This window comes from Telluria sp. ZB4P37 (assembly GCF_059685855.1).
In genome coordinates this window covers 1-13,717 of the sequence record NZ_JCASID010000027.1, presented here as the reverse complement: position 1 = coordinate 13,717, position 13,717 = coordinate 1, and the positions used below count along the sequence as shown (strand labels likewise).

The 13,717-nt window shown below is 65.6% G+C and carries 14 protein-coding genes; 10 read left to right on the top strand and 4 right to left on the bottom strand.

The window, feature by feature from the left end; translation table 11 throughout:
• The first annotated feature begins 145 nt into the window (after positions 1-145).
• From AC56K1_RS22790 to AC56K1_RS22780, 3 genes are read left to right on the top strand one after another with little or no spacing between them, the layout of a single operon-like run.
• Positions 146-850, top strand: a complete 705-nt coding sequence (locus AC56K1_RS22790; RefSeq protein ID WP_497160058.1) for a ribonuclease HI family protein — start codon at positions 146-148, stop codon at positions 848-850.
• Positions 822-1,508, top strand: coding sequence for an HD domain-containing protein (locus AC56K1_RS22785; protein ID WP_497160057.1), 687 nt, complete (start codon positions 822-824; stop codon positions 1,506-1,508). The genes AC56K1_RS22790 and AC56K1_RS22785 overlap by 29 nt, the downstream gene beginning before the upstream one ends.
• 50 nt (positions 1,509-1,558) lie before the next feature.
• The gene (locus AC56K1_RS22780) at positions 1,559-2,845 is read left to right on the top strand and encodes a TCR/Tet family MFS transporter (RefSeq protein WP_497160056.1); all 1,287 of its coding nucleotides are present in this window, start codon (positions 1,559-1,561) and stop codon (positions 2,843-2,845) included.
• A 4-nt stretch (positions 2,846-2,849) separates the two neighbouring features.
• Here AC56K1_RS22780 and AC56K1_RS22775 read toward each other — a convergent pair whose 3' ends face one another.
• Complete coding sequence (locus tag AC56K1_RS22775; RefSeq protein ID WP_497160055.1) at positions 2,850-5,033, bottom strand: TonB-dependent receptor plug domain-containing protein; 2,184 nt, start codon at positions 5,031-5,033, stop codon at positions 2,850-2,852.
• Between the two features lie 394 nt (positions 5,034-5,427).
• Here AC56K1_RS22775 and asd point away from each other — a divergent pair, with 394 nt between their 5' ends.
• Positions 5,428-6,258 (top strand): archaetidylserine decarboxylase, encoded by an 831-nt coding sequence (gene asd / locus AC56K1_RS22770; RefSeq protein ID WP_497160054.1) that lies wholly within the window; start codon positions 5,428-5,430, stop codon positions 6,256-6,258.
• Here the strand turns inward: asd and AC56K1_RS22765 are convergent.
• The gene (locus AC56K1_RS22765; protein WP_497160053.1) at positions 6,255-7,172 is read right to left on the bottom strand and encodes a LysR family transcriptional regulator; all 918 of its coding nucleotides are present in this window, start codon (positions 7,170-7,172) and stop codon (positions 6,255-6,257) included. The two genes, asd and AC56K1_RS22765, sit on opposite strands and share 4 nt — an antisense overlap.
• A 108-nt stretch (positions 7,173-7,280) precedes the next feature.
• On the opposite strand from AC56K1_RS22765, the gene AC56K1_RS22760 reads away from it, so the two are divergent.
• The 3 genes from AC56K1_RS22760 to AC56K1_RS22750 all read left to right on the top strand — a co-directional run bounded on the left by AC56K1_RS22760 (position 7,281) and on the right by AC56K1_RS22750 (position 9,352).
• A complete protein-coding gene (locus AC56K1_RS22760; RefSeq protein WP_497160052.1) occupies positions 7,281-7,877 on the top strand; it encodes an FMN-dependent NADH-azoreductase in 597 nt (198 codons plus the stop codon).
• A gap of 48 nt (positions 7,878-7,925) precedes the next feature.
• On the top strand, positions 7,926-8,795 hold the full coding sequence (locus AC56K1_RS22755) for a pirin family protein (RefSeq protein WP_497160051.1): 870 nt from the start codon (positions 7,926-7,928) through the stop codon (positions 8,793-8,795).
• 101 nt (positions 8,796-8,896) lie between these two features.
• The gene (locus AC56K1_RS22750) at positions 8,897-9,352 is read left to right on the top strand and encodes a hypothetical protein (protein ID WP_497160050.1); all 456 of its coding nucleotides are present in this window, start codon (positions 8,897-8,899) and stop codon (positions 9,350-9,352) included.
• Positions 9,353-9,365: 13 nt separating this feature from the next.
• On the opposite strand, the gene AC56K1_RS22745 is transcribed toward AC56K1_RS22750, so the two are convergent.
• Entirely contained in the window at positions 9,366-10,541 is a 1,176-nt protein-coding gene (locus AC56K1_RS22745) for an acyltransferase family protein (RefSeq protein WP_497160049.1), read from the bottom strand.
• Positions 10,542-10,616: 75 nt separating this feature from the next.
• Here AC56K1_RS22745 and AC56K1_RS22740 point away from each other — a divergent pair, with 75 nt between their 5' ends.
• Complete coding sequence (locus AC56K1_RS22740; RefSeq protein ID WP_497160048.1) at positions 10,617-11,591, top strand: succinylglutamate desuccinylase/aspartoacylase family protein; 975 nt, start codon at positions 10,617-10,619, stop codon at positions 11,589-11,591.
• Positions 11,592-11,708: 117 nt separating this feature from the next.
• Here the strand turns inward: AC56K1_RS22740 and sugE are convergent, their stop codons facing one another.
• A complete protein-coding gene (gene sugE / locus AC56K1_RS22735; protein WP_497160047.1) occupies positions 11,709-12,029 on the bottom strand; it encodes a quaternary ammonium compound efflux SMR transporter SugE in 321 nt (106 codons plus the stop codon).
• 166 nt (positions 12,030-12,195) lie between these two features.
• Between sugE and AC56K1_RS22730 the strand changes: the two genes are divergently transcribed.
• Both AC56K1_RS22730 and AC56K1_RS22725 read left to right on the top strand, forming a co-directional pair.
• Entirely contained in the window at positions 12,196-12,492 is a 297-nt protein-coding gene (locus tag AC56K1_RS22730) for an ArsR/SmtB family transcription factor (RefSeq protein ID WP_497160046.1), read from the top strand.
• A 10-nt stretch (positions 12,493-12,502) separates the two neighbouring features.
• Entirely contained in the window at positions 12,503-13,558 is a 1,056-nt protein-coding gene (locus AC56K1_RS22725) for an alkene reductase (RefSeq protein ID WP_497160045.1), read from the top strand.
• Positions 13,559-13,717 lie beyond the last annotated feature (159 nt).

Here is a 13,717-nt window from a genome sequence, read left to right as displayed (position 1 = left end):
TTGTAACCCGCAGTGCCGGAAAGGTACTGCTGGACGATGGCGAGCTTAAATTGCTCACTGTACTTCGACATGAAAAAACCCCAAAAGTTGGTGTCCAACTTTTGGGGTTCAGTTCACTCGGGCGCCTTTTGCTATGCTTCCGGCCATGACCGATATTGATGCCGACTTCGCCAGCCTTCTCGCCGCCGCGTTCAAGGGAGAACTTGCCGCCAGCCGCAAGCTCGCCGAACGCACCGGCGTTCCTCAGGACGAAGCCCTGCGCGCCACCCTGAGCCTGCGCGCCGGCACGGCCGGCCTCGAGCATCTATTAACTACCCGTGCGGCAGAGCGCGAGCATAGCGAAATGCAGGCGGCGGTACGGCGCGCGCGCGCCTGCGCCTCGGCCGCACGCCGCCGGCAACCCGCGCCCGCCCTGGCCTGGCGCGCCTGGTTCGACGGTTCCGCCCACCCGAATCCCGGCCGCTGCACCATCGGCGCCGTACTGGAAGGCCCGGATGGCGTGCTGGCCGAGTTGTCCCGTGCTTGCGGCTATGGCAACAGCAGCGAAGCCGAATACTCGGCGCTGATTGCGCTGCTCGAAGCGGCGGTCGCGCATGGAGCGGGCCCGCTTGCGATCCATGGCGACAGCCAGGTGGTGATCGACGACCTCAACGCCCCCGACTGCGCCGGCGCGCCCAGCCTGCGCGACTACCGCGCCCGGGCGCGCGCCCTGCTCGCCCGTTTGCCCGGCGCCACCCTGCACTGGATCCCGCGCCACAAGAACACCCGCGCCGATGCGCTGTCGCAGCGCGCCGTCCTTTCCCTCCCTGCTCAAGAACCGCATGAACCAAGCCCTGAACACGCCGCCTGAACCCAATACCGACCTCGCGACCTGGCGCCCGCGCCTGGCCGCCCTTGCCGCCGGCGGCAGCGGGGGCGACGGCGCCCACGACGCCAACCACCTGGAACGCGTCTGGCGCAATGCCCAGGCCCTGCTCGAACAGCATCCGCAGGCTGACGCCCTGGTCGTGATGGCGGCCTGCTACCTTCACGACCTGGTCAACCTGCCGAAGGACGACCCGGAGCGCAACCAGGCATCGCGCCGCTCGGCCAAGCTGGCGCGCCACCAGCTGGCGTGGCTGAACTTCCCGCCCGAGCGGCTCGACGCCGTGGCGCATGCGATCGAGGCGCACAGCTTTTCCGCCAACATCCCGGCCGAATCGCTGGAAGCGCAGATCGTGCAGGATGCCGACCGGCTCGATGCCCTGGGGGCCGTGGGCCTGGCGCGCATGTTCTATACCGCCGGGCGCATGGGGAGCAGCCTGGCCCACCCGGGCGACCCGCTGGCGACTAGCCGGCAGCTGGACGACCGCGCCTATTCGCTCGACCATATCGCGGCCAAGCTGGCTAGCTTGCCCGGCAAGATGCAGACCGAGGCGGGCCGCGCGCTGGGCCTGGCCCGCCTGGAACTGCTCGAATCCTACCGCACCATGTTTGCCGCCGAATGGGGAGTTGCAAAAGATTCCTGAACACATACCCAAGTGCTAAGATTGGCGACCGATCCCAGCCCGAGGCCCGCATGACCAGCACCACCGCGCTTCAGACATCCAGCACCGGCAAGCTCAATTTCGTCCTGGTCTGCATCTTCATCGACATGCTCGGCATCGGGCTGATCGTCCCGGTCATGCCGCTGCTGGTCGGGCAGTTCGTGACGGCCAAGGAAGACCACGCGTTGTGGTTCGGGGTGCTGGCGGCGACCTTCGGCGTGCTGCAATTCCTGTTCATGCCGGCCCTGGGCGCGCTCAGCGACCGCGTCGGGCGCCGCCCCGTGCTGCTGTATTCGATGGCCGGCATGTGCCTGAATTTCCTGGTCACGGCCTGGGCGCCGACCTTGGGATGGCTGTTCGTCGGCCGCATCATCGGCGGCATGTCCTCGGCCAGCATGTCGGTGGCCGCGGCCTATGCCTCGGACATCTCGACCAAGGAAAACCGCGCCAAGAGCTTCGGCAAGATCGGCGCCGCCTTCGGCCTGGGCTTCATCTGCGGCCCCATGTTAGGGGGCCTGCTGGGTAACAATGACCTGCACCTGCCCTTCTACGTGGCCGCCCTGCTGAGCGCGGCCAACCTGGTCTACGGTTACTTGATGGTGCCCGAGTCGCTGGCGCCAGGCGAGCGCGCACCCTTCGCCTGGGCGCGCCTGAACCCGCTCGCGGCCCTGCTGCGCCTGGTGCGGCGCCAGGACATCCGCGGCCTGGTGATCGTGGTCACCCTGGTCACCTTCGGCCAGATGATGCTGCAATCGACCTGGGTGCTCTACACCACCTTCCGCTTCGGCTGGACCCCGCGTGACAACGGTCTTGCCATGTTCTGCGTGGGCCTGGTCTCGGCGGTGGTACAGGCCGGCATGCTGGCAGTGCTGATCCGGCGCTTCGGCGAAGTGCGCCTGTCGCTGCTGGGGATCGCCTCGGGCGCGCTGGCCTTCCTGGGCTATGGCCTGGCCACCCAGGGCTGGATGATGTACGCGATCATCCTGTGCAATGTGCTGGCCTTCGCTGCCGGACCGGCGCTGCAGGCAATCATCTCGAAAACCACCCCGGCCAACCAGCAGGGTGAGCTCATGGGATCGCTGCAATCGATCAGCAGCCTGGGCGTGATCATCACGCCGCTGGTCGGCACCGCGATCCTGGCCGGCGTCAGCCACCTGCCGCCCGGCGACTGGCGCATCGGCAGCCATTTCCTGCTGTGCGCGGCGATGCAGGCAGCGGCGATCTTCGTGGCCTGGCATTACTTCCGCAAGCACCACGTCCACGCCGGCCCGCAGGAAAGCCCCCAGGAAGAAGCGCCGGCCGACCGCAACCCCGCTTGACGCCTCAGAACTTCATTTCCAGCGTGGTGCGCAGCTTGACGCCGCCCGGATAGGCCCAGCTGCGTTTTTCCAGGCCGCGCACCGGGTCCGCATACGACACCCCGAAGCCCCCATCCTCGCCGAGCAGGTTCGACAAGGCCACCCGCCACTGCAGCTTCGGGCTGAAGGTCCATAGCGCGTAGGCGTCCAGGTCGGTGCGGGCATAGTTGTAGAAGCCGCGGTTCGCCGCCACCCGGATCGGCCCGCCGCGCCGGTGCGCGACGCTGGCGCCGGCAGCCAGTGCGCCGGACTTGTAGTCGAAACCCGCATTGGCGGTGAGCGGCGTCTGCTGCTCCATCCGGTTGTTCGGGCCCGGTACCGATTCGACCCGCGACCAGTTGCGGCTCACGCTGGCGCGCAGGTCGATGGCCGGCGCTTCCGCGAACAGCGACTTGAGCGGGAACTTGGTCTCGACTTCCAGGCTACGCAGCATCGCGCGGTCGTCGTTGACGGGCGTGAAAATCCAGCGCTGGCCGTCGAAATAGATGCGGTTGCTCGTATAGTCGTCGATGCGTTTGACCGAACCGCTCACCGACACCATCGCGCCTTCGGCCCAGTAATGCTCGTAGGCGGCGTCCACGCCCCAGGCCAGTTCCGGTTTCAGGTTCGGGTTGCCCACGAAGTCCGCCTCGGTGGCGCTGTTGTTTTCCCAGGCCGAGCGGCGCGGCACGAGGCTGTAGAGGTCGGGCGCCTTGTAGGTGCGGCTCAGGGCCATGCGCAGCTGGTCGCCGCTTTTCTTCCCATCCTTGTCCGCGAACTTGTACAGGGCCTGCAGGATCGGACTCAGGACTCCGGAGTCGATCCGGGCGGGCTCGAACCCGGAGCCCGAGACGCGCGTGCGCCCTCCTTCCCAACGGGTGCCGAGGTAGACCGACCATTGCGGACTCACGGTCCACTCGTCCTGCGCGTAGAGGGCCGCGCGGATAGCCTCGGCGCGGAAATGCTCGTCCAGCGGCGTACCAAGCGGCAGACCGGGCGCCAGGAGACGTATGCGATCGCGCTCCACGCGCAGGTCCGAACTCCTGTTGACGCCGATGTCCCAGCCCAGCGACAGCGCATGGCCTCCTTCAAACGTGCGCGTGGCCTTGCCCGTCGAGTTGGCGCCCCTGGCGTGGGTATCTAGCAGGGTCGAGCCGTCCGACTCCGGCAAGCCGGCGCCGTCCAGTCCAGAGCGGCGCACGAACATTTTGCGCGATGACCACTCGAGGCCCAGCTTCGCATCGAGCTTGGCGCCAGTGGGCAGCTCACGGGTCCAGCGCAGATCGGACTTGAGCATGCGGTCGTCGAATTCGCCGAAGATCTGCAGGATGGGCGTCGGCGGCGGGCTGCCGACCAGGGTCGTCACCCGGGGTCGCGGGTTATTGCGGAAGCTGCTGCCGTTGAACACCGTTTCCCATGCCAGCTTGTCGCCGTTGTCCAGGGTCCAGTTCAGGGTGGGACCGAGGTTCAGCCGGTTCATGTGGCCGCGTTCCGGCGCGAAGGTGGTGCGGCGCATGTCCACCACACCGCCAGGGGCGATGTTCTCTTCGAAGCCGCTCCATTCGCGTGCCAGGGCGTCGTGGTTGCCGCTGGCGGTGAGCGACCAGGACGAGGTGTCGCCGCGCTCGGCCAGCTGGCTGCTGAAGGTCGGACCGCGGAAGTCGCTCGAGAGCAGGTAGCCCAGCTTGGCTTCGCGCTCGCGCTTCCTGATCGTCTTGCGCAGCACGATGTTGATGGTGCCGGCCATCGCTGCGGTCGAGAATTCGGCGCTGGCCACGCGCAGCACTTCGATGCGCTCGATGGTCTCGGGCGACAGGTTGTCGAGGGAGAAGCCGGCCGGCGTGCGCTCGCCGTTCACCAGGATCTGGGTATAGCCCGCGCCCAGTCCGCGCATCCGCACCTGGGTGCTGCGACCAAGGCCGGTGGTGACTGTCACGCCGGGAATGCGCTTGAACACATCGAGCACGCTGGTGTCGCCATAGCGCGCGATCTCCTCACGGCTGACGACGATGCGCGAGGCCGTATCGTCGCGGCGCGGGTCGTAGGTCTCGCTGCTGCCCTTCACTTCCACCTGCTGCACCGGAGCGCTGCCTGGCGCCTCCTGCGCGAATGCCGGGGCGTACAGCGCGGCGATGGTCAAGGCCAGGTAACGCGGGCGCAACAAGTTCATATACCAGTCTCCAAAAATAGTTATTCGGCTTGTGCGAATGACTATATGCCATGACTGAGCAATATGTAAACGGTTCTTGGTATATTTTATTGCTATGGCCTAGCAATCCAGAATTCCACCAATAGGAAACGAGAGGCATAGTCCGGTGTCGGCCTTGTGCTTCTCGGACGCAGGGACCGACATTGTCCCAGAAGCAATTCCCATTGTCGCGGTGACTCGCGCATGCATGGGGCGCCAATACGCCCGGCATGGCGTACTGACGGCGGCAAACGCCTGCAGAAAATCCCTCAACCCTTATGCAGCGAGAAACATGTTATTCCCACACATTATCGCCGTTATAATTCGACATCGAACCAATATTCAGAGGCCCATCAAAGTGTCCCGCTTAAAAGTCTTGCCCCAGTATGTAATGCCGAAAACGGCGCTGACCAATTTTGCCGGCCGCGTGGCCGGCGCCAAGGGCGGCGCCATGACGACCCGCCTGATCCGCTGGTTTGTGGGCAAGTATGGCGTGAACATGGACGAGGCTGCGAATCCGGATATCGCCAGCTACAGCAGCTTCAACGAATTTTTCACCCGTCCGCTGCGCCCGGATGCGCGCCCGCTGGCGCAAGCGGACTTCGTCTGCCCGGTGGACGGCGCCATCAGCCAGTTCGGCGACATCGACGACCACCACATCTTCCAGGCCAAAGGTCACAAGTTTACCTCGGCAGAGCTGGTCGGCGGCGACGAGAAGCTGGCCGCGCATTTCCAGCACGGCCACTTCGCCAACCTCTACCTGAGTCCGAAGGACTATCACCGCATCCACATGCCGTGCGACGGCCGCCTGACGCGCATGATCTACGTGCCGGGCAAGCTGTTCTCGGTGAACCCGACCACGGCGCGCGGCGTGCCGGGCCTGTTCGCCCGCAACGAGCGCGTGGTCTGCGTGTTCGAGTCCGACGAGCACGGACCCTTCGTGATGACCCTGGTGGGCGCGACGATCGTCGGCAGCATGGCGACCGCCTGGCACGGCGTGGTGAACCCGCCGCGCATGACCCGCATCTGCGAGTGGAATTACGAGCCCGGACAGGTCAGCCTGAAAAAAGGCGAAGAGATGGGACGCTTCCTGCTCGGCTCCACCGTGGTCATGCTGTTCAAGAAGGGCGCGATCGCTTTCAATGGCGAGTGGGCGCCGGAGCGCTCGGTGCGCCTGGGCGAGACCATGGGCAATCGTCCCGCCTAAACGCTACCGGGGCGGTGCCCGCGCTCGCGGCACTCGCCTTCCATCAAGTCCAGGAAGGCCCGGGTCTTGGCCGGCATCAGCCGCCGCCCCGGGAACACCGCCCAGCCGCTCGCGGTCGGCAAATCCCAATCCGGCAGCACCCGCACCAGTTCTCCCGTCGCCAGGTAGGGGCTCGCGAAAGTCCGCGAACTGCCCGCGATGCCGGCGCCGCGCGACGCAATGCGCGCCAGCAGGTCGGGCGAATTGGCGGTCAGCCGCGCCGCAAGCTGCCGCTCCCAGCGCAGCTTGCCGCGCGTGAGCACCCAGGTGGGGGCAGCGCCGCTGCGACTGAGCATGCATAGCAAATCGTGCTTGAGCAAATCGTCCGGGTGTTCCGGCAAGCCGTGACGGGTCAGGTAGGCCGGCGACGCGTACAGCCCGAAGTGTTCGACGTTGATCGGGCGCGCGTTGAGCGAAGCATCGTCCGGCAAGTCGCCCATGCGAATCGCGATGTCGAAGTTTTCCGCGATCAGGTCGACCCGGCGCGGCGACAGGTCCATCTCGACCGACACCGCCGGATAACGTGCGATATAGCGCGCGATCACCTCGTGCAGCCCGCTGTTGGCGAAGTCTCCCGGCACCGACATCCGCAGCTTGCCGCTGGGTTCGCCCTGGCGGTGCTGCGCCAGCGCCCCGGCGGCCTCCACTTCTTCGACCACCTTGCGCGCATGTTCCAGCAGGCTGGCGCCGAACTCCGTGACCATCAGTTTGCGCGTGGTCCGCTGCAGCAGGCGCTCGCCCAGCTTTTGCTCGAGCAGCGCGATGCGGCGCGAGACGGTCGATTTCGGCAGCTGCACGCGCTCGGCGGCGCGGCTGAAACTGCCCGCCTCGACGATGCGGGCAAACAACAGCAGGTCATTCGGTTCGACATCCATGATTGTTCCACCAGCAGGATAATGTTATCCATTCTACTGGCTTCCGCATTGTTTATGGAACCTTTACAGTAGGTCCATCAACTCATTCTTCGGACAAAGGGACACACCATGAACATCCTGCACATCACTTCCAGCGTACGTGGCAACGATTCGGAAACCACCCGCGTGACCAATCTCGTCGTCGACAAGCTGGTCGCCGCCAACCCGGGCGCAAGCGTGGTGCGCCGCGACTTCGGCGCCCAGCCCCACCCGCTGCTGGACGGCGCGGCCGTCGGTGCCATTTTCACCCCGCTGGACCAGCGCTCTGCCGAGCAGGCTGCCCGCGTGGCCCTGGATGACGCCCTGATCGCGGAAGCGCAGGCCGCCGACGTGATCGTGATCGGCGCCCCGATGTACAACTTCGGCATGCCGGCCCAGCTCAAGGGCTGGTTCGACGCGATCGCCCGCTCGGGTGTGACCTTCCGCTATACCGAGACCGGTCCGGAAGGCCTGCTCAAGGACAAGAAGGTGTATGTGGCCACTGCGCGCGGCGGGGTGTATCCGCTTGAGGCCGACCCGCAAGTGCCGCACATCCGCATGCTGCTGAACTTCCTGGGCTTGAAGGACCATACCTTCATCTACTCGTCGGGCCTGAACATGGGTCCGGAAGCGGCCGCAAAAGGCCAGCAGGCAGCCAACGAAGCCGTCGAAGCGGCACTGGCATAAGATCCGCCCGGGGCGGCACGGCACACGGATCAACCACAGGAGAACAGCATGACCCAGCAAACCAAGCTCGCCACGATCGTGAAATCGCGCGGCGTCGAACGCCTGGTCAACGGCCAGTTCGTGATGGACGGCGCGGGCGTGAAGATCAACCGCGTCTTGACCGGTGTCTTGCAGCGCCGCCTCGATCCCTTCCTGATGCTCGACGCCTTCGGCAGCGACCAGGCCGGCGACTACATCGCCGGCTTCCCGGAGCACCCGCACCGCGGCTTCGAGACCGTCACCTACATGCTCAACGGCCGCATGCGCCACCGCGACAGTGCCGGCAACGAAGGCCTGGTGACCAATGGCGGCGTGCAGTGGATGACGGCCGGCCGCGGCGTGATCCACTCCGAGATGCCCGAGCAGATTGAGGGCCTGATGGAAGGCTTCCAGCTCTGGCTCAATTTGCCGGCCAAGGACAAATTGACGTCGCCCTGGTACCGCGACATCCCGGCCGAGGACGTGCCGCGCTTTACCGACGAGGATGGCGTGACCGTGCAGGTGATCGCGGGCGAGACCCATGGCGTGGCCGGGGCGGTGCAGCGCGAGCACACTCAGCCGCTCTATCTCGACCTGGAGATTCCTGCGGGCGTGACGTTCGAGCAGCCGATCCCGCAGGGGCATAACGCCTTCTTCTACGTGTACCGCGGAGAGGTTGTCGTCGATGGCAAGGGCGTGGGCAAGACGCGCATGGCGATCCTCGACAACGTCCCCGGCGCCGACGGCGTGAGGATCAAGGCGGTCGAGCCGACGCGCCTGATCCTGCTGGCTGGCCGTCCGTTGAATGAGCCGATTGCCCAGCACGGGCCCTTCGTGATGAATACGACGGAGCAGCTGCACCAGGCCTTCGACGACTTCCGCGCCGGGCGCTTCGCCTGACAACATGGCGGGTGGGCTGCCTGCACGCAGCCCACCCGCTTGCGCTACACTGCCGGCATGACGTTTTCGCACCTGCTCCCATCATGCCGCTAATCGATACCGTGTCAGATTTACTTGCCCGCGCCAGCCGTGCGCTGGGCCTCGAGACGGTCGATTCCTTCCCGCCCGGCCATGCCTATGCACGCACGCGCTGGAACAAGGCTTATTTCGACATCCCGTCGGACATGAAGCCCGATGCGATCGAGCACACGCTGTGCGAAGCCATCGCCAACACGCCGCTCGTGTTCGGCGAAATCCTCAACCCGACCCCGCGCATGCAGCGCGCGCTGCTGGCCCTTATTGAACAGCGTTTGCGCCGCGGGCATGGGGCGCCGCTGGACCTGGCGCAGCTTCTGGTGGCGGCGTATCGCAGTGCGCATACGGTGGAGACGGTGCCGGGGCTGCGGCAGGCGATTCTCGACACCGCCAGGTTCGAGCCCCAGGTGCAGGCAAATGCAGTGCTGGCGTTTCTGGCCGATGCGCCCGCCGCGTTTGGGGTGATCGAGGCGCGGGTGTAGTTTCGCTGCGCGGTCAACCAGCGGAAGCGTTGCCGCGAAGCGGATGCAATGCATTACTCGGCACATACCGCTCCCGCAGCCACATGAACGGCGTCTCCACCAACTTGTACAACAACCACCCCGTCACCACTGACAAGACCAGCATCGCCACGATCGTTACCTGCGACTCTGCACCATACCCCTGCCCCGCCATCCACTTCGCCCCCAGCACGCAAACCTGCTTGTGCAGTAAATAGATCGCGTACGACCACAGCGCCAGCGGTCCCGCCCCCGGCACGCGCAGGCTGCGCAGCAGCGACCTTTCCGCCACGGCGGCCACAATCAAGAGCGAAAAACCCAGCGCAAGCAGCGGATAACCGAATACGGTGACGAAGTAGCCATACCGGTCGTCCAGGAAGCCCCAGAACGTCGCCCCGCACACCGCCACCCCGGCCAGCCCCATCAGGTTCCCATGCCGCGTCAGCCGGATCCATGCCCCGGGATGATGGTTACGCAGCAGCGCCAGCGCCACCCCCGCCAGCAACTCGTCGAAGCGGCATAAGCTCGAGTAATAAATGTACTTGAAATAGAAGTAAAGCTTATGCTTCTGTCCAGCCATTTCCTGCCACAGGTCGGCGCGGATCAGCATCCCCGCAATGAAGGCCAGCCCGATCGCCGCCCAGGCCAGCCGCACCGAGCCCTTGCACGCCGCACCGGCCAGGGCCAGCGCCGGCAGCAGCATATAAAACTGTTCCTCGATCGCCAGCGACCAGCTGTGCGAAAACGCACTGCCCGGCTCCAGCCCGAAATTCTGGATGAAGCTCAGGTACTCCCACAGGGGCAGCAGCGGCGCCGTGCCGCGGAAGGCCGGCCATAGGAAGTACAAGGCCAGCACCACCCAGTAATTCGGCAGCGTGCGCAGCAGGCGGCGCGCGTAGAAGTGCTGGAGCGAGAAGCCGCCCGGGCGCTTCATCGCCGCGAAAATCTGGTTGCCGATCAAATAGCCCGACAGCGCGAAGAACAGGTCGACCCCGACCCAGCCGATCTCGCCCACCCAGCCAAAAGTCGGCGCGTCGCTGACGAACAGCACGTAATGGTGCAGCACGACCAGCGTGACGGCGAGCGCGCGCAGGGTGTCGAGGCCGTGGATGCGGATGGTGGAAGTGGCGGGCTGCATGCGTGGGCGCAGGAAGAGGAAGTGGCGGATCATGCCACGGCGCCCCGCCGCATGCCAGCTTTGTCCGCTAGAATACCGGCACCCGAGACATCCGAGCATGCCACCGCAATGACTTCATCCAGCAAATACCAGTTCAAATCCGTCAACTACACCGCCCTGCTCCCGGGCCCGCGCGTGATCATCATGGGCGCGACCCATGGCAACGAGACCTGCGGCACCCAGGCCATCCTGCGCGTGATGAGCGACATCGACAAGGGGCAGCTGCAGATCGCGGCCGGCAGCCTGACCTTTGTGCCGGTGGTGAATCCGAAGGCCTATGAGCAGAACACCCGCAACGGCGACCGCAACCTGAACCGCAACCTGTTCCCGAAAGAGGATCCGCAGGACTTCGAGGACCACATCGCCAATTGGCTCTGCCCCCTGCTTGGCCAGCACGACGTGCTGCTCGACCTGCACTCGTTCAACGCGACCGGCGGCCAGCCCTTCGTGATGGTCGGGCCACTCGATAACGAGGGCCCGCTGCAGCCGTTCGAACACGCGGGAAAAGAGCGGGCATGGGCGCGCCGCCTGGGCGTGAAACGCTTCGTGGACGGATGGCTGGCGGCCTATGGCGACGGCGTCAAGCGCCGCAGCCGCGGCAATGCGGCCGAGCTGGAGACCGTGCTGCGCTATGGCGTGGGCACCACCGAATACATGCGCACCAAGGGCGGCTATGCGCTCACGCTCGAATGCGGCCAGCATGAGGACCCGAGCGCGCCGGAAGTCGCCTTCCGCGCCATCATGAACACGCTCGCGCACCTTGGGCTGATCGAGGCCCCGGATCCGGAGCCGGTGCCCTTCGAGGAGATGGAAGCGCTGTCGATGGTCGTGGTCCACGACAAGCTGGACGCCGCCGACCGCTTCACCCGCCAGTGGGCGAGCTTCGACCCTGTGAACGAAGGCGACGAGATCGGCGTGCGCGCCGACGGCAGCCCGGTCACGGCGGAATTCAGCGGCCGCATCCTGTTCCCTGACGCTAAGGCGAATGCCAACTCGGAGTGGTATTACCTGACCCGCCCGAACCCGTCCTTCGGCCGCGAATGAACGCGCCGAACAATTCCCCTGACGACGGCGTGGCATCGCCTCGCCGTACTAGCGTACTGTCTTCAACGATTCGCCTTGCCTTCAGGGGTTTGTCCGGCGCGTTCAGGCGCGAGGAAATCAGCCCGGCGACAGGAACTTGAGTGCGACGATGCCGGTGACGATCAGCGCAATCGCGCCCAGGCGCATGGCGCCGGCCGGCTCGCCCAGCATCACCATGCCGGCGATCGCCGTGCCGACGGTGCCGATGCCGGTCCAGACCGCGTAGGCGGTGCCGAGCGGCAGCTGGCGCAGGGCGAGCCCCAGCATGCCGATACTGCCCAGCATCGCCAGCAGCGTCCACAGCGAGGGCATCAATCTGGTGAAGCCCTCGGTGTACTTGAGGCCGACCGCCCAGGCCACTTCCAGCAGCCCGGCAATGAAGAGATAGAACCAGCTCATGCATGTCCTTTCGCGGCGTATGCGCCCGAGTGTCGAAGGGCGCCGAGTATATCACCGGGCCCGGCCGTGCCCTGCTCCGTAAATCGGCCCTCCGCCAGCAAGGATTTTCCGAATATCGTAATATGACGATATTCGGATCGAAAGAACCCGATACAAGGAAGAAATCATGGACATCGACGCGATCCACAAGGCCCTGGCCAATCCTGTACGGCGCCAGATCCTGCAGTGGCTGAAGGATCCGCACCGGTATTTCGCCGAGCAGGAGCACCCGCTCGACTTCGGCGTCTGCTGCAAGCTGATCGACCAACGCGCGGGCCTGTCGCAATCGACGGTCTCGGCCCACCTGGCGACGCTGCAGCGCGCCGGGTTGGTGAGCACACGGCGCGTCGGCCAGTTCATCTTCTTCCAACGTAACGAGGAAACCATCCAGGCCTTCCTCGGCCAACTGAATGACGGACTGTAGGAGCATTTCAATGACCACCATGTTTGATCCACTGCGCGTTGGCGCGCTCGAACTCCCGAACCGCATCATCATGGCGCCCCTGACGCGCGCCCGCGCCATCGGCGGCGACCGCGTACCGAACGCGATGATGGCCGAATACTATGTGCAGCGCGCCTCCGCCGGCCTGATCCTGTCGGAAGCCACCGCCGTCACGCCGATGGGCGTGGGCTATGCCGACACCCCGGGCATCTGGTCCGACGAGCAGGTCGCAGGCTGGAAGATCGTCACCGAGGCAGTGCACAAGGCCGGCGGCCGCATCTTCCTGCAGCTGTGGCACGTCGGCCGCATCTCGGATCCGCACTTCCTGGGTGGCGCCCTGCCGGTGGCGCCGTCCGCAATCGCGCCAAAAGGCCACGTAAGCCTGCTGCGCCCGATGCGCGACTTCACCACCCCGCGCGCGCTCGAGCTGTCCGAGATCCCGGGCATCGTCGCGGCCTACCGCAAGGGCGCCGAGAACGCCAAGCTGGCCGGCTTCGACGGCGTGGAAGTCCATGGCGCCAACGGCTACCTGCTGGATCAGTTCCTGCAAGATTCGACCAACCAGCGCAGCGACCAATACGGCGGCTCGGTCGAGAACCGCGCCCGCCTGATGCTGGAAGTGACCGACGCCTGCATCGAGGTCTGGGGCGCCGACCGCGTCGCCATGCACCTGGCGCCGCGCCGAGATTCGCATGACATGGGCGACTCTACCCCGCTTGACACCTTCGGCTATGTCGCGCGCGAACTCGGCAAGCGTGGCATCGCCTTCATCTGCGCTCGGGAAGCCATCGGCGACGACAGCCTGCGCGCCCACCTGAAGAAGGAATTCGGCGGCGTGTACATCGCCAACGAAAAGCTGACCAAGGAAAGCGCCGAGGCCTTGATTGCTTCGGGCGAGGCGGACGCGGTCGCGTTTGGGGTGTGGTTCATTGCGAATCCGGATTTGCCGAAGCGGTTCAAGGCGGATGCGCCGCTGAATGCGCCGAAGCCGGAGCTGTTTTATGCGTCGGGGCCGGAAGGGTATATCGATTATCCGGCGCTGGCGTAAGCCGATGCGCTAGCGGGGCTACAAACCTGGGTTCCCGCGAAGGCGCACTGGTGTCCAAGATAATTCGATACCTCTTCACTAGAGTGCCCCCGGCCGCTTCGAGGGCGCTGTTCTAGCTTGTTTTGGACGCGTTCGGGCAGGCTTCGTGTTGATCACGGG